The organism is Corynebacterium sp. MSK297 (genome assembly GCF_030232885.1).
Lineage (GTDB): Bacteria > Actinomycetota > Actinomycetes > Mycobacteriales > Mycobacteriaceae > Corynebacterium.
Window position 1 is genome coordinate 1 of record NZ_JASPGD010000014.1, and the last position, 18,806, is coordinate 18,806.

Sequence of the window (18,806 nt, forward strand, 5' to 3'; positions counted from 1 at the left end):
AGCTTGGGGTACCGTACCCCGGTCGAGGTTGAAGACGCGTTGTGGGAACAAGATGGGTCCCGGGAACTAATGGAAAACAACGTAAATGCCTAGGAACAAAACCTAGTACACTTCACTGTGAGTTGATCTGGGTGGCAGACAAACTCACAGAAGAAAGTAAAAGTATTAATCGTTTCCATAAAGTTGGTGCGTAATTCTCTGTTATTTAAATGACTTCTCCACTTAGTCTATAAGCTCCACTCGGACGGTATTTCTTGACTGTTGTGCAATGCCTCTTGTTGTGGCCGGTGCCGAATTGTTGGTGATTTCGATCTTATCTGTATATTGCAGCATAGTCAATAGACTAAGTGAGATAGATTATATTACTTGTCTATAGCGAGCGCTTCTCCCACGCGTTTGCCGGAATGGATGCAGCCGCCTAAGAAGGTGCCTTCCAGCGCATTCTTCCCGTGCATGCCGCCACCGCCGAAACCAGCTGCCTCCCCGCAGGCAAACAAGCCAGGGATGATATTACCGTCTGAATCGAGGCAGCGCCCGGAAAGGTCTGTTTCTAGCCCGCCTAGTGTTTTGCGGGTTAATACCTGCAGCCGTACAGCAATGAGCTGCCCATGTTTCGCATCTGCGAGTTTGTGCGGTGCGGCAGCGCGCACGATCTTATCGCCCAGAAATTTCCGGGCCGTGCGCAGATAATTCACCTGGGCATCCTTGGAAAACGGGTTATCCAGCTGGGAATCCCGATCAGCAACGGTGCGTGCGACACGCTCGCGGTCCAGCAGGCCGTCGTCGGCAAGCGTGGCCATTTTTGCGGTTAACTCATCGAGGTTATCGGCGATCACCCAATCCACGCCATGGTCTTTGAAAGCCTGCACGGCCGGGTGTGTTTTCGGCCCAAGCTTACTGGCCAGTTGCCGGATTGTTTTCTGTGTTAAATCTGGGTTTTGTTCGGAACCAGAAAAGATGAATTCCTTATCCGCGATGGTGGAGTTCAACAAAAACCAGGAATAGCCGTGGCCTGTTTTACCAATATGGCTCAATGCAGCGAGGTTATCGGAGCCCGGAAACAGATTCGTGGGCAAGCGCTTGCCGGTAGCATCCAGCCACAACGACCACGGCCCGGGAATAATGCGGATGCCATGGTGCGGCCAGATGCTGTCCCAGTTGTGCATTCCCTCTGGGTAATGCCACATTCTGTCCGTATTCACTAGGTTTGCGCCGGCGTGCTTGGCGACGTCGATGCCGCTGCCGTCCACGTGCGCCGGAACGCCAGCTACTAGATCGTCGGGACACGGGCCCCAGCGATCGCTTGGCCAGCTGGCGCGTACTTTTGCTAGATTACCTCCGATACCGCCGGTGGCGATGACCACGGATGCTGCATTCAGTTGAAATTTGCGCACGGCTTTTCTGCTTGAGGCCTGGCCACGGGGTAGCGCATCATCGGCTGCTAATTCCACTCCACGTACACCGGTGACTCGGCCGGACTCGTCTTGTAGCAGGCCTTCCACGCGGTGGCGGAAGCGCCAGGTGAGTTGTCCGGTTGCTTCTGCCCGTTCGAGTGGTTCGCGGAAAACCCGCACCACTTCTGGGCCGGTGCCCCAGGTGAGGTGGAATCGTGGAACGGAATTGCCATGGCCACTGGCATCGCCGCTACCACGCTCGGCCCAGCCAATCGTCGGCAAGACATTGAGCCCCAGCTTTTTTAAATATTCGCGTTTTTCACCGGCCGCGAACTGCACGTATGCCTGGCCCCAGGCCTTCGGCCAGCGATCATGGGGAGCGTCGTCGTAATCCGCGCTGTTTTCCCAATCGCGCCAGGCGAGCTCATAAGAATCGCTCACCCGCATCAATTTTTGCTCCGGGCTTCCCACATAAAACAAACCACCCAGCGACCAGAAAGCTTGGCCGCCCAAGTTATTGCGGTTTTCTTGGTCGAGGATTACGACCTGTTTCCCGCCTTGTAATGCCTCGTAGGCTGCAACCATGCCCGCCAAGCCGGAGCCGACGATGACTATGGGGGCGGTGGACGAGTCTGTGGGTGTCTCTGTGGGACTGCTTTGCGACGACGTCTCAGATGTTATGTAAGTCATATTGCAAGTCTAAATTAATAGCTTGCTGAGTGTGGGAAAATCTATTGAAACCTAAACGATCGTAAGACTTGCAAGGATTTGTACACTCTGGGATCCCTTGGCGAAAGGCAAAAAGACTGAAGTCGGCTAGGGATCCGTTGTGCACTTAACGAGGTTCGGTCTTCCTCGGTTTACTTTAATCGCTCCGGCTAATTTCGTCCTCGTGAAAAAGTGACTTGCTACATTCCTCGTCTAGTTAATTACTTATGTTACGTTAAAAGAGGGTGTTGGACTAAAACAATACCCATACTCGGGCCACTTTCCAGGGGCTGCCCCCCCCCAATTAGAAAGTCATTTCCATGAGAACCATTAGCCCCGTACTAGAAGTTCAAGCAGTTGCCGTCAAGGCGACCCCAAAGCACAGCGCCCCTTTAGCGTTGCCACTAGATTTTGAGCTTACTCACGGGCAAAAAGCATTGTTATCAGGTCCTTCCGGATGTGGCAAGACTACATTCCTGAACGCAATCGTAGGCTTACACCCCCTACACGAAGGAAACGTAGTGCTACTTGGCGAGTTCAACATATCTAAGACCTCAGTATCGACCCGCCAAAAATTACTCCGAAGCGATATTTCCTACGTCGGCCAAGAACTAGTAGCTTTCCCAGGCCTTACGGTAAAAGAGTATTTAGAATTCAATTTACAAGTTTGCAAGAAAAAAGTGAGCTCAGGGTTGTATATCGGAATTCTCGAATCATTAGGTGTAGAACACACTGTAAACCAGATGCTGACCGAACTTTCAAAGGGGCAATTACAGAGAGTCATGATCACTGGTGGACTCATACGACAACCTAAATTACTGCTACTTGATGAGCCGAGCAGTGCATTAGATAGCGACTCGCGGGACAACTTATTCAGTGTCGTTGACGATGCGGTGCACGAGGGAACGGGAGTTCTCATGGTGTCACACGACCCAGTCGTCGAAAGCTTCGTTGATTCTGTAATCACTATGGAAAAGGACGATGCAAACCATGAATAAGAATTTGCAAAAAATTGGGGCGTCGATCGTCGGCGAGGCCAAAATATATTTCTTTGTCCTCGCACTAGCCCTCGGAATCACCACCAGCTTTGTTCTTGTTTTAGGTTCAGTCTGGTCGCGATTGATTGACGAGTTTCCGGATGACCAATTCAAGTTTATTGGTGGCAATATGCTCTTTTGGGCGACATTTGTCGCCATCGCCATGAACATTCCGCTTGCAGTTCTCGGTTCTTTACTCCTTCGGGAACAATCCATAACGCTTATACGCTTTGGACTAGGTCGGCGTCACTTTATCCGCGTAATGCTTGGGCAAATGTGGAAGCCGTTCCTCGGCGCCTTACTCCTCGCAGTCGTGCTTTATTTACCATTTTCTGCACTCTTAGAATGGCTTCCTGATGATAATGGAACTTCATTAATCAGGGTCAGTGGATTTGGCGTTCCTACTTTTTTCGGCATTGTTCTCGCAATAATCAGCCTCTTCATTCCACTAACCATCTCGGTATTGTTTTTGAGCACGAATTTAGTGACGAGGGTGAACAATAGCTTCAGAAGGTTACGCTCCATCAAACGCTGGCTCTTGCGAGGGATTTTCGCTTTAGGCGGGACCGCATTAATTATATTCGGAATAGTTTATGAAAACGGACAACAAGGTGGAATTCTCTTTACGGTAGGGATACTGCTTGTTGGTTCTACTCTTGTTCCCCAGGCGGCTCCGCGTATTGCACTCAATCTTACGACACTCGTTGCAAGGTTATCCTCGTACCGTCCCAGCCCCGTTTTGAGTAAATCTGTGACTTCCGAATATCGGTCACGTTTTTCAGGCATCTCGTTATTCCTGTTCCTCATTGCAAGCATCCCTGCGTTACTTTTCAGCGCATCTGGTATGCAAGCCCGCGCCATGGGAGAAGGCGGTATTGCGCAGTGGGATTTCTGGGTCCTCATGGCCGTTCCTCTAGCCTTTACGCTACTAGCGATTATCTCCGCAAGTCTCATACTTAGCCAATTGCTCAACCGTAGTCTCCATAAATTCCTCAAACTAGGGATTATGCGTCGTGAATACCATTTCGCATTACTGCTCACACTTGCTTCAATAGCTTTTTCGGCGCAGGCGTTAGTGCTTGCTTGTGTGTTTTTTCTGGGACTACTCATGATGTTCGTCTGGAATATCAGTTTGATTGAAATGTTGAGTGAGTTGTATTGGCAGCCACTAATATCTGTGTTTATTCTCGTCATGATTTTTGTGCCGCTCCTGTATCTGGGATTCTCGGGTGTAAAGGGCAAAGAGATCCAAGCCGCTTTGGGATCGAGGAAATAGCCGAAAAGGAATCTCTTGCCTAAGTGAAGTGCCCCAGATTTCGACTACGGCGCCCCGGGGCGGTCTAAATTAATCGGCGATCCCGGGCAGCGGTGACGGCGGCGGTGCGCGATTCCGCACCCAATTTCTGAAAAATATGAATCAGGTGCGTTTTCACTGTCGCCTCAGAAATAAAAAGCTTCTTTGCCAAGGCCTTATTGCTCGCACCGGTGGCGAGTTCCCGCAGAATTTCAATTTCACGCTGCGAAAGGCTCTGCTGCGGTTGTGAAGTCCGCTGCGCCAGTGCTGCCGCCACATCCGGCGACAACGTGCGCTTGCGTTCATGGGTGGCGATGATGGCGTCGAATAAACTTGTCTCCGGCGAATCCTTCAGCAGATAACCCAACGCACCGGCCTCAAGAGCAGCGACGATATCGGCTTCGGTGTCGTACGTCGTCAAGATCAACACTGGTGGACCGCCTGCCTTCGCTAATTTGCTGGTCGCGGTGATGCCATCAACCCCTGGCATCTGGATATCGCATACCACCACATCCACATCAGTGATGCTGCCGTCGACAAGCCCATCCACCGCGCTACCATCGGCGGCCTCGTGGGTGACCTGCACCCCGTCGAAGCTATTCAGGATTGCGCGCAGGCCAGCGCGGACAACGGGGTGGTCGTCGAGAAGCATAACGCGGATCATGGTGGTCTCCTGGAACTAGCTAGCTGGTGTGTGCTGCGAAGTCAGCGGGATGCGGGCCGCAACAACCGTGCCTTCACCCGGGGCCGATTCAATATTTACTGTGCCAGATAATGCAGCAATGCGTTGCTGAATACCACCAAGCCCGTAGCCGTGGCTGGACTCTTGCTGGGGTGCTTGCGTCGGGTCAAAACCACGGCCGTCGTCAAAAATATCGACGGTTAATTCATCGCCAAGCACCGCGACCGACACCACCGCATGATCAGCATGGGCATGCTTGGCGACGTTATTCAATGCCTCTTGCACGCATCGCACCACCGCGGTGACCACGGACTCGGGCAGCCGACGGTGTGTATCACCAGAGAAATTCGCCCGGAATTCGGTGGATTCGCCCAAGCCGCTACCGCGGCGACGCATGCGCTGGAGAATCTCAGTGATGGCATCTGGCAGATCTGCTTGCGCAGATGGTGCGGTCAGATCCTGCACGAAACGGCGTGCCTCCGCCAGGTTGTCACGGGCGGTGTCCTCGATGGTAGAAAACACGTCCGTTGCTGCATTTTTGGACTTATTGTGGGACTCATTATGGGATTCAGCAGATTCCGCATCCCCGGTGCTAGCGCTCGCCCGTCCAGCACGCGCCAACAACACGATGGAACTCAACCCCTGCGCGAGCGTGTCGTGAATATCGCGGGCCAGGCGCTCACGCTCTTCCAAACGCCCGGCCTGGTGCTCGGTGGCTGCTAGTTCCCGCTGGGTTGCGGCTAATTCTTCCGCGATACGCCGCTGGGTCAGTGCCTCACGGTGCAACGCGCGATAACTCACATAAATCGCTACGGCAAAAACCGTGCCGATGCCCGGGCCAATCGCCACCGCAATATGCCAATGCTGCGGGTGCAACCATGCAACCACGACCACCCCAGCAGCCCACAACACCGCAGCGGCCAGCAAGTTCGCCGAACGGGGCAATACGGCAAGCGTGACAAAAACCAGCGGGAACAACACCCAAAGAAAATCATTCGCCAACACGAGTGCACCCAGCCACAGCACGACGACGGCGGCCCACCACCAGCGCGCGCTCCGTTGCTGATTCACAGTCGGGCTGGAAAAACTGCCCACACCGCGCCGGGCTCGGTATTCCACAACGATGCCACCCGCATAAACCAGCCCTAGCGCGGCCGCGACCAGCAAAACGACCGGAAGCTGGGCGTGCGCTGCGTCGTCGGCAAGCCAGACCCGCACTGCCCCAAGAATGAGCAGCGCGCAAAACATCACGTGTAAACCCACCCGCAGGTTGCGCAATACCGTGGACAGGCCGGGGCCTGCTGGGCTCGCAGGGCTTGTTGTGTTTGCGGGGCTGGATGCGGCAGAAGCGGCGAGATTTCTCGGCGTAGTCACCCAGCCTAGGTTAGTGCGGAAGGCTGAGTGGCCGCGATCAACCATCTGGTTGATAGCAGAATCAACTAGCACCCCGATGCCGCACTGAGCTGCAAAAACAACAATAGGTATTATGTTTTTGGCACTCAGAGATATCGTCTCCGCCCGCGGACGCTTCAGCTTGATTAGCTTCGTCGTCGGGCTGATAACCGTACTGTTGGTGATGCTCACTGGCCTGACCGGTGGGTTGGCTAAGCACAACACCTCTGCTTTGGAGGCCCTGGCCCCTGAGCGATACGTGTTCACTAGTGACGAGCCGTCTTTTCAGGAATCACAAGTCACCACCTCTGATGTGCAGGAATGGCAGGAGCTTGTCGACGCCGATAGCCAGGTTATCCCGCTTGGTACCGTGCAAACTCGGTTGGAAGCTGGTTCTGCGATGGGTGTTGCCGTGCTGGGCCTGCCTGCGGGGACTAAGGTTCCGGCGCCTGTGGTATCCGGTGCGGGTGCCGCAGGATCAGAAATAGCTGGTGCCACAGCCGCAGATGCAGCAGCAGAAGCAGATTCGGCCGCCTCGCAGGAGCAGCAGGAGGCGCAGGAGGCGGTGCTAGGCGAAGACGGGATTGTCCTTAGCCGCGAAATTGTTAGCGAAGCCGGTGTGCAACCAGGTGAGATGGTAGAAATCGGTGGCGCCGAACAGCCCGTGACTGCCGTCGTAGAAGACGAGCACTATTCGCACCAGCCCGTCGTCTGGGCAAGCACACAGGTGTGGCAGCAGATTTCGCGCGCGCATGACGACGTCGTCGGCACTGTCCTGGCGGTGGATACCCGGGACCGGCACGCAGGTGCCTTGCGCGATGAGGAATGGCAGGATGCCGAAAACCAGACTGGGGATAGTGTTGCAACAGTCGAGGATTCTTCTTCTGGCTTGGCTGCCTACCAGTCGGAGCAGGCATCGCTCCAGTTGATTCAGGTGTTGTTGTATGCCATTAGTGCTTTGGTGACCGTGGCGTTTTTGAGCGTGTGGACAATCCAGCGCAGCCGCGATCTTTCTGTGCTCCGCGCACTCGGTGCCAGCCCGGCGTATGTGTGGAAGGATGCGCTGGGACAAGCCGCTGTGGTGGTTGGCATCGGCGTTGTGCTTGGCGCCGGCGTCGGCTGGGCAGCAGGCGTGTGGGCTGGCAACTCTGTCCCGTTTGATTTGCGGTGGACCACCATCGTGGTGCCCGCCGCGGGCATCTGGGTGCTCGGTATGTGTGGCGCATTGGTAGCAACCCGACGAGTGAAAAAGATTGATCCGGCATCGGCTTTGGAGGGCAAATCCTAATGAATACTGAATATAAAAACGCGCAAGTTAAAAATGGTGAAAATAAAAACCTAGAAAATAAAAATCCAGTGGTCGCTTGCCACAACGTCACCGTTGATTTCCCAGATGGCACCGGCACCGTGCGCGCTTTGGATCAGGTGTCCTTGCAGGTTCTTCCGGGGACGGTGACCGCCATCGTGGGCGAATCAGGATCCGGCAAATCCACTTTGCTTTCATCTATGGCGGGGTTGTTGCAGCCCACGGAAGGTGAGGTGCGTATCGCCGGTGAACTGATGAGCGTCGGCTCGGAGGAAAAGCGCAGCGAATTACGGCGCCAACACATCGGGATGATTTTCCAACAGCCGAACTTGTTGGAATCGTTGTCTGTTGCCGAGCAGTTGCTGATCACCGACCATCTGCGTGGACACACCCCGCGCCGGGAGCGGGCAGAAGAGCTGTTGGTTAAGGTGGGTTTGGAGGGGCTTGGCAGCCGCAGCGTCGGCAAGCTATCCGGTGGTCAACGGCAGCGGGTGAATATTGCACGCGCAGTGATGAATGATCCGGATGTTTTGCTTGCCGACGAACCTACTTCCGCGCTGGATCAGGAATTGTCGCAAGAGATCATGCAACTATTGCAGCAGGTATCACGCGATTTGGGGATCGCTACGTGCGTTGTCACCCATGACCGGGGAATGCTGAAATACGTGGATGAAGTGGTGGAAGTAATTGATGGCAAAATCAAGTAAAAATTTCACATATGGGTATCGCTGATAGCCGCACGAGGTTTAAAGTATCGATTTGTGATTTTCCATTCAGGCGCACGCCACCGACGGGGTTTTAGCCCCGCGCAGCTGGTCTCCGTGAGCTTCCTGCTGCTCATTCTCGCGGGCACAGTCCTTTTGTTGCTGCCCGTATCCCGCAGTGGGGTGGACAACCCGGAGTTCACCACTGCACTATTCACCGCTACGTCCGCGGTGTGCCTCACCGGCTTAACAGTTGTAGATACAGCGACGTACTGGTCTCATTTCGGACAGATAATCATCTTGGTGCTTGTCCAGATCGGTGGTCTTGGCATCATGACCTTGGCCACGGTGGTGAGTTTTGTGCTGGCCGGGCAGATGGGCGTCAAGGGGCGGCTTCGTGCCGTTGCAGAACAACGCGGAAGAAACCTCGGTGAGGTGCGCACCGTCATCCTCGGCACAATTGGTTTTTCCTTAGCCGTGGAATTCGTGATCACCGTAGTACTCACTATCCGTTTTGCCACGACATACGGACATGCCTTCCTGCCCGCAGTATGGCAGGGGGCCTTTCACGCCATTTCTGCATTCAACAATGCAGGATTCGGACTTCAGTCCAACAACTTGATTCCCTACGTCAACGATTCTGGAATTATCTTGCCGGTCGCCGCGGGCGTGATCGTCGGTGGTTTGGGGTTTCCGGTACTGCTAGAGATCAAGGAGCGGCGTTGTTCGAAAGTTCAACGCCCGCGGTCGTTGACTTTGTTGTTTACCCTGGTTGGCACCGCGATTTTGCTGATTATCGGCACCATCGGGTTTGGGATCATGGAATGGACGAACAGCTTGCGCGAGCTGAGCCCGTGGTCGGCGGTGCAAGCGGCATTTTTTCATTCTGTATCCACCCGCACTGCCGGATTCAACTCGGTTGATCTATCGAACCTGCGGCCTTCTTCGCTGATGTTGACGGATTTTTTGATGTTCATCGGTGGCGGATCCGGCGGTACCGCAGGCGGAGTGAAAGTAACCACCGCTGCCGTACTAGTGGCAGTGTTGATCGCCGAAGTGCGCGGTGACGACGAACTACTGGTTGCTGGTCGGCGCATACCCGGGCGTATCGTGCGTCAGTCGATGGCAGTATTCATGATGGCTTTCATTCTGATTGCTGGCTCCATCATGGGGCTACAAATGCTGCTACCGCAGTTCAACTCCCACCAGATCACCTTTGAAACCATCTCTGCATTCGCTACCGTTGGTCTGACCACCGGTATTACTCCGGATCTGCCGGAATTCGCGCGTGTATGGCTGGTAGTGCTGATGTATGCCGGGCGTATCGGCCCGATCACGGTTGTCGCCGCCCTAGCTGCCCGCACCAACCAACGCCGCTATTCATTCCCCGTAGAAAGGCCTTTCATTGGCTAAGCTGCCATTCCACCACGCTAAACAACCCGTCGTCATCATTGGCCTTGGCCGATTTGGCATGGCGTTGGGTGAGGAACTAGTCCAATCCGGTGTAGAAGTACTGGGCATCGATGTAGACGAAGCGGTAGTAACCAAAGCCGCCTCGCTACTCACACACGCCGTCGTCGCCGAAACCACCGACCAAGAAGCACTACGCCAACTCGGTGTACACGATGCACACCGAGTGGTGATCGGCATCGGATCCGATATGGGGGCGTCGCTACTAACGGCATCTGCCGTGATGGACCTGGGTGTGCCTAATGTTTGGGCGAAAGCAGACAACCAGCAACAGGCCAAGATCCTGACACAAATTGGCGTGCACCACGTTGTGCGCCCAGAGCGGGATACTGGCCGACGCGTGGCACACTTGATCGCTGGGCACGTGCAGGAATATATCGAGTTCGATTCCGATTTCGCCATGGCTAAGCTAGCCCCACCGCTGTGGATGCATGGGCGGAAAGTAGAACAGACCCCGCAGGGGATCGCCATTGTTGCAGTACGCTCGGCAGATGCGCACTTTTCTACTCCACCTGCTGGTTACGTGCTCCGCTCCGGTGACCTAGTGATTGCTGCCGGGCGGATCAATGACCTTGACAAGTTCGCGGATTCTTAAAGCCGAATCTGCGCATACCAATTATTCTTTATTTGCCATTTCTCTCGCGGTGTGTGCATCCGGGCCAACAGCACGGGCGACGTTTGCCTTCGTGGAGTTCTTCGCAGGTGCGTCGGATGCGGCGGGCGCGGGTTCCTTCCTTTTTCGCATCTGATACCCAGCAGATGAATTCATTGCGAGCTAGTAGGGTGAGTCCGTTCCACAGTTCTGCGAGATTTTCGTGGACTAGGGCCTGTTGCAGGTCGTCGGGTAGTGGGTGGACGGCGCCGTCGTAAAGCACAGCTTGTGTTGTCATGACAACCAATTTAGTGGAAGTGGTTCGGCAGGGGGTATTCAGTGTTCTTTAGCGTAATTCCTAGCATGGCATTCTTGGCTATCTGACGTGCTCAGATTTTGCCACCTAGTCAGACGGAACAGAACCTGGGGCACTTCAACAAACCACGCAAGCACTTAACTGGCGTACCCAAGCCGAAGTTATGACTAACGCACTGAAACAAACTGGAGCATCGAACCAAAGTAACCGTCATCGTTGCGTCGACCTCTAGAATCCAAGGTTGCCGGAAAATCGGGGGTCGCTCTTCGACTATCTCGGGCGACCTTACTGGAAACTCGTTGCCGACGTTGGAGACCATGGCCAAATTCGAAGCTGGCCTCAGCGTTTGCCTGTGGACGGGGGTAAAGACCACCCGACGGGATACGTAGTTCGTTTTGCAAATCTCCACCGTGTCGCGGGAGGGAACAAACACCAGTAGAAAATAGTGGGTTAATTCACTGCATCGTAACGGGACGGCGAGTCGCCTTAGACCGCTTTAGCGAAATAATCCGGTACACCGTTACGAGCACTGGCGCGCCCACCCTACTCGCAAACCAAATACGCGTTTCCCTCGGGGTGTTTTTTCTTCCGTGCCTGTCGCTGTCTCGGCTACCATAAAGTGTGCATTATTTGAAAGCCCCGACAGACGAAACGAGGCAGCGAGACGGTGGCCGGCGCGAAACAACTACTTGAATTGACCTGGTTCAACAAAGACAAGGCGCTCATTCCTAGTGAAGAGGGACGCTACGCATACGAATGGGTCGACCCGAAAGACCCTCGGTATTGCGAGACTCGGGCGCTCGTTATTGACGAAGTGGTCACCGGCAAAAAATCGTCAAAGGACCAAGACACGAAATACTCAGAGCGGGCAGACCTGGACCCGACCGATGAAAACCTGCTCATCCTCGGTGAGTCCGGCGACGTGCTCGAAGCCCTTACTCGTGTACCGGAGTTGCGCGAGAAGTACCTCGGCAAGGTGAAGTGCATTTACATTGACCCGCCGTTTAACACCGCACAAACCTTCGCCAACTACGAGGACAACCTCGAACACTCTGTATGGCTCACCATGATGCGTGACCGCCTCGTTCACCTACGCAAGCTTCTTAGCGATGACGGGTCGATTTGGGTCCATCTTGATGATGTTGAAAACCACCGCATGCGAGCGCTCATGGACGAGGTGTTTGGGAGTGGGAACTTTGTGGCGGAGGTCATGTGGAAGCACACCGCACAGGCCACTAACAACACGTCCCTAATCTCGAATAACCACAACACCATTACGGTGTATGCACGAAGCAAATCCCAGATACCGAAACTGCATTTACCTAGAGAGGACTGGCATAACCGCGCGTACCGCAATCCGGATGGTGACCCCAAGGGACCCTGGAGGAGTGGTGACGTTCGCAACCCCGGTTACCGGCCAACACTTAAGTATCCACTGGAAACACCATCGGGTCATATCATCGAACCGCCCGAAAACGGCTGGAGATGGAGTCAGGAGACACTCCAGCAGAAAATTGCCTCAGGTGAAATTATTTTCAGCGACGACCAAACACGAATCATCCGGAAGATCTATCTTGCGGACCAACCAGGCCGAACTCCTGAAGACGTTTGGCTGCAAGATGAAGTCGGAGGGACGCGCGAGGCCAACAGTGAAATCAAGACTCTTTTCCCCGGAGAATCGCCTTTTTCTACTCCTAAACCGGAGCGCCTGTTGGAGCGCGTGATTCGACTTGCCACGAAACCCGGCGACATCGTCCTCGATGTGTTCGCCGGTTCGGGAACGACCGCCGCGGTAGCCCAGAAGATGGGACGTCGCTGGGTGACGTGCGAGCTCGTGGAGGACACGTTCAACCGCTTCACTCGTCCACGTCTAGAGAAGGTCATCAATAACGAAGACCAGGGCGGAATCACCATCCAGAAGCAAGAGCGCGTTGACGCGACCGAGGAAGGTCTGCCCGAGGGGCTCTCACCGGAAGACGCCCAGAAGTTCAACAGCGCTCTCAATAAGGTGCTCGCAGCGAACGCCGAATTGAAAACCGAAGCGGTAGTCAAAGCGCTCAAGACTGCGACGAAGACCAAGAACCAGAAAGGCGTCGTCAACTGGCGCGGAGGCGGCGGTTTTACAGTCGCCCACCTTGCACCGCAGTGTTTCGACTACGTCCCCGAATTGGGCCTCGTCACGCTTACCGAAGCGGCAACCGGCGCGACGTTCGTCAACTCTGTCGCCGCGAACCTGAATTTCTCGCTTATCCCGGAAAGCCGCCATTTCGACGGCAAACGAGGCTCTATGTTCCTCAAAGTGGTCTAAGGCCGACTCGACAGAGACAAGGCCTAAGAGCTTCTCGCCCACCTCAATGAAGGGGAAGGCGTCACGCTCGCCGCGCCGGAACTCGAACCGGGAATTAGGCAGTTCGCGAGGACAACGGACAAGCCGTGTCAGATTGTCCACATCCCGAACGACATTTTCACTTACTCGGCTACGCAGGAGGGCAAGTAGACATGGCACTTCCGATCGCACTTGACCAAGGACTCATCGACAGCATTGCGACAGAGTTCCAGCTACGAGGCCCCAATAAGCGTGCGCTGCGCAAGCTCATCTACCACCTCACTGGAGACTTTGACCCGTTAGAGCCCATGGTCATGCACATGGCCACCGGCGCGGGCAAGACCTACCTCATGGCGGCGTTAATTGAGTATCTGTCGCGCTTCGGGGTGAAAAACGTCATGGTGGTCGTCCCGCCTTCGACGGTGCTGGAGAACAAGACCGTCCAAAACTTCACTCAGGGTTCGCGTCGCTACGTCGACGGCTTCTCCTCCGCTCCCCAGGTGGTTTCGCCTGGCAACTACGGCGCGTGGCGTGCCGGCCAGCCGGAGCTGTTCCGCAATGCCGCAGACGGCCCGATGGTCTACGTCTTCAACGTTTCCCAGCTCATCGAGCCGAAACGTGCAAATGCAAGCGCAGAATCCGATGACGGCATGCGTCGCAAGATTCGAGACCACCAGGAGGAGTCTGGCTCGCTTTACGACTACCTGGTCAACCTCGATGATCTCGTGGTTATCGCAGACGAATCTCACCTGTTCGGGGCGTCAGCCAAGGCCTTTAACAAGGCGCTAAAGGACTTGCGTCCCGCAGCAACGATTGGGCTGACCGCTTCGGCATCCGATACGGACCACGTCATCTTCCACTACCCGCTGTACAGCGCCATCGAGGATGGCTACGTGAAGTCGCCAATGCTGGTCTACCGCGAGAACGGCTACCCCAAGGACTCAGCCGAGGAAAGGCAACTGCTCGACGCGGTCTCGCTGTTGCGAAACAAAGAGGCGGCCTACGCCGCTTTCGGCCAGGCGAACTTCCCTGGAGAAGCAGGCGAGAAAAAGCGGACGAAGCCGCTTCTGTTTGTCGTTTGCGAAAGCGTCGCACATGCAGGAGACGTCACCAAGATCCTCCAGGGGCCGGGCTATTTCGGTGCCCCTGAGGCGGTACTCCAGTTCGATAACAAACACAACGACGCGGTCACGCTGCGCCGCCTCGATGAACTCGACAGCCCAGCCTCGATGGTTCGTGCCATTGTCTCTGTTGACCGACTCAAAGAAGGTTGGGACACCAAACGAGTCGCGGTGATGTGTGCGCTGCGCGCCATGTCGTCGGACATTCTCACCCAGCAGACCATGGGCCGTGGCCTGCGCCTGCCCTTTGGGGCGCGTACTGGCGTAGCCGAACTTGACCAACTCGACATCTTGAGCCACAAGTCGTTCAAGTCCCTCCTCAAGGACGAGGACGTGCTCCGCTCCTTCGGTCTCTCAGATGCCGCTGAGGGCGCAATCTCGGGCATGGACGTCGAAGAAAGCTTCCGCCAGGGCGAAGGGCAGGTGCAGCCAAACACGAACGATCTTTCGTCTGAGGCTGATACGAGTTCGGTTTCCGCCTCGACCGCGTGGTCTAGCACTTCGGCAGGCGAAGCGACGGACGGCTCGAGCGACATCGGCACCAAGGCCGGCGAAACTACCCAGGTCACTGGTGGGCACACCGGAGGTGTCTCATTCCGACGAGTCGGTGACAACGAGATCATGCAGCGGGTCGACTACATTCCGGCAACGGAAATCAGGGTTAACGAACAGTTCGCCGGAAAGACCTTCCTGTTTCCGTCCACGGTCATGGCGAAATCAACCACACCGTTCCTTCTCACCCACATTGACGAAGAAGACATTGTCCGGGCAGCACGCCGCGTCGCCGACTCAAAGGAAGCGCTCACCCGCGAAGAAATCGTGGTGCGAAAAACCAAGCTCGACACGAAACGCACCACCGACGCGGAAGTCGAATCGGCTCCCGTAGCGGAAGACGCCGTGATCGGCGAACTCACACGCCGCGTATTCGGTCTCGGGGTTGTTACCCAGGACAAAAAGAACGCGATCAGACTAGCCCAATACGTCCTTCCGACATTCATGGCGAACGCCGGTATCGACCACTGGACCGAAAAGGCCAAGCAGTCTGCGGTGGACGAGCTCGTCGCTTTAGTCAACGACAAGGCCAAGGAACACGCCAGCAGCCTGCAAACCGAAACGACTATCGTTCCGGTCGAACTGCCAATTGACCAGGTCGTGACCTTGCCGTTTGGCAAAGAAGTGCTCCAGCAGCTCTCTAAAGACCAACAGGCGAAGTTCAAGCCCCGCGAGTTCTACGACGGCTGGAATCGCGGCCTGTTCCCCGCAGCGAGTTTCGACTCGTGGGGCGGCGAGTACCTCCTCGCGCTTTTGCTGAACTACACCTCGGACATCGTGTGGTGGAAGCGCCTCTACTCAGCCGATGGCGCGTCGATCATGTACACCACCCGAGACACCTACTACCCCGACTTTGTCGCCCAGGACTCCGACGGCACGATGTGGATTATCGAGGGCAAGGCCGACAAGGGCCGAGACGACGAAACGGTACAGGCGAAACGAGCCGCGGCCCGGGTGCTCGTCCGGGAACTGCTCGGTGAAGAGGATTTCGTTGGCCAGAAATGGGGCTACGTCATTGCCTACGAGTCCGATATTCGATCCTCCGAGTCGTGGGAGGACTTGAAGCGGAAGTCAAATCCTGGCTTGTAGGGCGATAGATAGCGAAAGATTTTGGATGAAGGAAGGTCTAAAGGCTTGGACAAAAGGCGAAATCCAGATTCGGTAGCAGCGCTAACCGAACTTCTCGACGCGAGGAGAGACCGGATGCTCTACACATACCGTACTCAAGAGAAGGCGGCTGACCGCTATCAGCAATGGGAAAAATGTCGCAAGACCACTTCGATCATTTTGACAGCCTTAACTGCGGGTGCTTTTCTCGCGAGCTTGGGGGGCCTGTTTTTCGATCCCGAGGTGAACGCAGCTCTGGTTTCCGGAGCGGCAGCGTTGGCCACGATGCTTACATTTTTGGGAGAGTCTGTTGACTGGAAGATGTCTGTAGAAGCCCATAGGGCGGCAGCAGTGGACCTACGCGCCATTCACAATCGGTACGAGTCACTCACCTGGGATATTGAAAACGATGCAATCTCTTTTGAGGATGCTCTAGTCAAAAGAGACGAACTGGAAAGGGACGAAAGGAAACTGCTTTCGACATCACCGCGCACAACAAGAGGTGATTACAACGAGGCTGATGAGGCGATTAAAGGTAACGAAAAACCGCAATCCACGCAAAAGGAAATCGACGCACGCACGCTATGGCGGAGGAAGTAACCAAATTGGACCAGAACGAACTTCTCAGTGAAACATTAAACAACCTGAAGATCGACAATGCGGGTATCATCGAGCAGCGTCGCGATGAAATCACCAAGTCCCTGAACAAAGAATTTACCGGTTCAGAATCCAACTCAGCCAACCGGTTAATGGTCGGGTCTTGGGGCCGTCACACCGCTATCCGTGGTATCTCCGACCTCGACATGCTTTACCGTCTACCCGCGACTATCAAGGATAAGTTCGTCACGACTGAAGGCGCTTACAAGGCTCTAAACCAGGTTCGAACAGCTCTAAACCGTCGTTATCCTAAAACCTTAATTCGCGTGGACAGACTAGTCGTTAAGGTCCAGTTTGGCGATTTCAAGTTCGAAGTGCAGCCGGTTTTCGAAACCGACGATGGTCATTTCGAATACCCCGATACCCTCAAAGACCGATGGAGAATAACAAAGCCACGAGAAGAAATTAAAGCTATCAGTGAACTTGATGGATCAACAGGAGGTAAAGCCCGAAAGCTCTGCCGGCTAACACGCGCGTGGAAGAAGCAACACACCGTCCCGATTAACGGCCTCCTCATCGACACGCTTGTGCATCGCTACATAACCTCGCAGCAGGCTGATGATGCAGTTCTTCCGACGCTTCCTGTGCTGGTAAAAGATTTCTTCGCTTACCTATCTGAACTCCCAAAGCAGGACACCTGGTATGCGCTCGGCAGCGGGCAGAAGATAACTAACGAATCGAACTTCCAGAGCAAAGCTAAAAAGGCACTTTCGCTTTGTGAGGACGCAATCGCGGCCAATACGAAGTCAACGATGAATCAAAAATGGCGAGCCATTTTCGGAACGTGTGTTCCCCTCGACACACGCGATCAAGCACGGGCCGCCCGGTTGGAAGCCTCCAATTATATTGACACAGAACAGTTCATCGAAGAGCGGTTTCCGCGGGCAGCTTCCGTCAGCGAATTAAGTGTGGAGTGCAAGGTAACGCAGAGGGGGTTTCGGCCTGAATCTTTGAGCCGAATACTAAGAAACTACAATTTCCTGCGTCCCGACAAGCAACTTGACTTTGAGGTGGACACGAGATCACTACCGCCCAATACTGAACTCTGGTGGAAAGTCCTCAACCGCGGGGACGAGGCTAAGCGGCGGAACCAAATCCGCGGCCAAATCTTCAAAGATTCCGGGAAAGGGAAACACAGAGAATCCACCCTGTTCAAAGGTCATCACTATGTCGAGAGCTACGCCATCAAAGATGGAAATCTAATTGCGCGCGGTCACGTAGATGTTCCGATTCTATAAAATCCAGCGCTTGCCCTAGCTGCAAGTACTTGATCTGAGTTCCGAGCAGCAGAAAGGATCCTTGCAGTGCGAGGCGAGCACCGCACCCCCGCCCCTGCTACCGGAGCGGAACTTCCTCGAAGAAATTCGGGTCGGAGGCAAGTTGAACCAACAAGTCCGTCGGCTGGGCTTTTTCCGGCATGAGTGAGCCCCAAACCATCTGCTTCATCTCGCCGGAAGTGATCAGGTCACCGCACTGCCGGTTGCCGGGTACGCGTTCTAGGTAGCCGACGTTGCCCCACGCAGAGCCATTGGAGACGATCTGGATGCCAAGGTCTATACTGCATGCTAGGTCAACGCCTTCTGAGGAGTTATTCGTCACTTCTGCCGTAATGGAGACCTGCTCGCGGCCTTCGTGGTCCGGCATTTCGACTTCCGTGACGATAGACCGGTCGGCGACGTCCACGACAGTGATCACAAAGTTGCCAACCTTGTAACCGGCTTATGTCGTTTTATGCGGCTGGGAAGTGCCTGGTTCCGTGCCGGAGCACGACGCGAGGGCGGCAATAGTTTTCTTCATGCCAGCAGACGTTACCCACTCAGTCGGCAGTTCGAAACTGTGGGTTGAGTGACGGGCAGGGGCCGGGTTGGGGTAAACGGTTCTACAGACGATTCGTGGACTCGCTCCGGCGCGGCGTGCCGCTCTGGGTTTCGCAGCGGCGGGCGGAGCGGGTTTCCGTGGCGGCGGTCGTTTCGGTTTCCGCTGCTTGAGCGCGGCTTGTGGGCACCGGCTAGGATTAATTTGGAGCTAAGTAGATATAGAACCTGTCCGCGTTGATAGTAGCCAGAGAGTTTTCCGAAATCCCCGAAGCATCGTCTTCTTTGCGCATCAATACTTTCAGCGCGCAATTTTTTCACGCTAACCAAACGC

General features: G+C 55.1%; 15 protein-coding genes. 10 read left to right on the forward strand and 5 right to left on the reverse strand.

Going from position 1 to position 18,806, the window contains the following annotated elements:
* Positions 1 to 362: 362 nt before the first annotated feature.
* Positions 363 to 1,979, reverse strand: a complete 1,617-nt coding sequence (locus QP888_RS10300) for an FAD-binding dehydrogenase (protein WP_502869178.1) — start codon at positions 1,977 to 1,979, stop codon at positions 363 to 365.
* 443 nt (positions 1,980 to 2,422) lie between these two features.
* Between QP888_RS10300 and QP888_RS10305 the strand changes: the two genes are divergently transcribed.
* Entirely contained in the window at positions 2,423 to 3,100 is a 678-nt protein-coding gene (locus QP888_RS10305) for an ABC transporter ATP-binding protein (RefSeq protein WP_027018102.1), read from the forward strand.
* Positions 3,093 to 4,415 carry a hypothetical protein gene (locus QP888_RS10310; protein WP_155896250.1) on the forward strand — a complete coding sequence of 441 codons (1,323 nt, stop codon included), beginning with the start codon at positions 3,093 to 3,095 and terminating at the stop codon, positions 4,413 to 4,415. The genes QP888_RS10305 and QP888_RS10310 overlap by 8 nt, the downstream gene beginning before the upstream one ends.
* Before the next feature lie 64 nt (positions 4,416 to 4,479).
* Here QP888_RS10310 and QP888_RS10315 read toward each other — a convergent pair whose 3' ends face one another.
* Together QP888_RS10315 and QP888_RS10320 are read right to left on the reverse strand one after the other, a co-directional pair.
* Positions 4,480 to 5,097: a response regulator gene (locus tag QP888_RS10315; RefSeq protein WP_239265816.1), complete on the reverse strand. Its 618-nt coding sequence runs from the start codon at positions 5,095 to 5,097 to the stop codon at positions 4,480 to 4,482.
* Between the two features lie 15 nt (positions 5,098 to 5,112).
* Entirely contained in the window at positions 5,113 to 6,489 is a 1,377-nt protein-coding gene (locus QP888_RS10320) for an ATP-binding protein (RefSeq protein WP_284813489.1), read from the reverse strand.
* Between the two features lie 112 nt (positions 6,490 to 6,601).
* Between QP888_RS10320 and QP888_RS10325 the strand changes: the two genes are divergently transcribed.
* From QP888_RS10325 to QP888_RS10340, 4 genes are read left to right on the forward strand one after another with little or no spacing between them, the layout of a single operon-like run.
* The gene (locus QP888_RS10325) at positions 6,602 to 7,795 is read left to right on the forward strand and encodes an ABC transporter permease (protein WP_284813490.1); all 1,194 of its coding nucleotides are present in this window, start codon (positions 6,602 to 6,604) and stop codon (positions 7,793 to 7,795) included.
* Entirely contained in the window at positions 7,795 to 8,520 is a 726-nt protein-coding gene (locus tag QP888_RS10330; protein WP_284813491.1) for an ABC transporter ATP-binding protein, read from the forward strand. The genes QP888_RS10325 and QP888_RS10330 overlap by 1 nt, the downstream gene beginning before the upstream one ends.
* 54 nt (positions 8,521 to 8,574) lie before the next feature.
* Complete coding sequence (locus QP888_RS10335) at positions 8,575 to 9,930, forward strand: TrkH family potassium uptake protein (RefSeq protein ID WP_272698143.1); 1,356 nt, start codon at positions 8,575 to 8,577, stop codon at positions 9,928 to 9,930.
* Positions 9,923 to 10,582, forward strand: a complete 660-nt coding sequence (locus QP888_RS10340) for a potassium channel family protein (protein WP_272698142.1) — start codon at positions 9,923 to 9,925, stop codon at positions 10,580 to 10,582. Before QP888_RS10335 ends, QP888_RS10340 begins: the two co-directional genes overlap by 8 nt.
* Positions 10,583 to 10,610: 28 nt before the next feature.
* Here the strand turns inward: QP888_RS10340 and QP888_RS10345 are convergent, their stop codons facing one another.
* Positions 10,611 to 10,877 (reverse strand): YdeI/OmpD-associated family protein, encoded by a 267-nt coding sequence (locus tag QP888_RS10345; RefSeq protein WP_272698141.1) that lies wholly within the window; start codon positions 10,875 to 10,877, stop codon positions 10,611 to 10,613.
* A gap of 685 nt (positions 10,878 to 11,562) precedes the next feature.
* Here QP888_RS10345 and QP888_RS10350 point away from each other — a divergent pair.
* The 4 genes from QP888_RS10350 to QP888_RS10365 all read left to right on the forward strand — a co-directional run bounded on the left by QP888_RS10350 (position 11,563) and on the right by QP888_RS10365 (position 17,896).
* Positions 11,563 to 13,203 carry a site-specific DNA-methyltransferase gene (locus QP888_RS10350; RefSeq protein ID WP_502869177.1) on the forward strand — a complete coding sequence of 547 codons (1,641 nt, stop codon included), beginning with the start codon at positions 11,563 to 11,565 and terminating at the stop codon, positions 13,201 to 13,203.
* 191 nt (positions 13,204 to 13,394) lie between these two features.
* A complete protein-coding gene (locus QP888_RS10355) occupies positions 13,395 to 15,983 on the forward strand; it encodes a DEAD/DEAH box helicase (RefSeq protein ID WP_284813492.1) in 2,589 nt (862 codons plus the stop codon).
* Between the two features lie 45 nt (positions 15,984 to 16,028).
* On the forward strand, positions 16,029 to 16,601 hold the full coding sequence (locus QP888_RS10360) for an SLATT domain-containing protein (protein WP_284813493.1): 573 nt from the start codon (positions 16,029 to 16,031) through the stop codon (positions 16,599 to 16,601).
* A 5-nt stretch (positions 16,602 to 16,606) separates the two neighbouring features.
* Positions 16,607 to 17,896, forward strand: a complete 1,290-nt coding sequence (locus QP888_RS10365; protein ID WP_284813494.1) for an SMODS domain-containing nucleotidyltransferase — start codon at positions 16,607 to 16,609, stop codon at positions 17,894 to 17,896.
* 97 nt (positions 17,897 to 17,993) lie between these two features.
* Here the strand turns inward: QP888_RS10365 and QP888_RS10370 are convergent, their stop codons facing one another.
* Positions 17,994 to 18,353, reverse strand: coding sequence for a hypothetical protein (locus QP888_RS10370; RefSeq protein WP_284813495.1), 360 nt, complete (start codon positions 18,351 to 18,353; stop codon positions 17,994 to 17,996).
* Positions 18,354 to 18,806 lie beyond the last annotated feature (453 nt).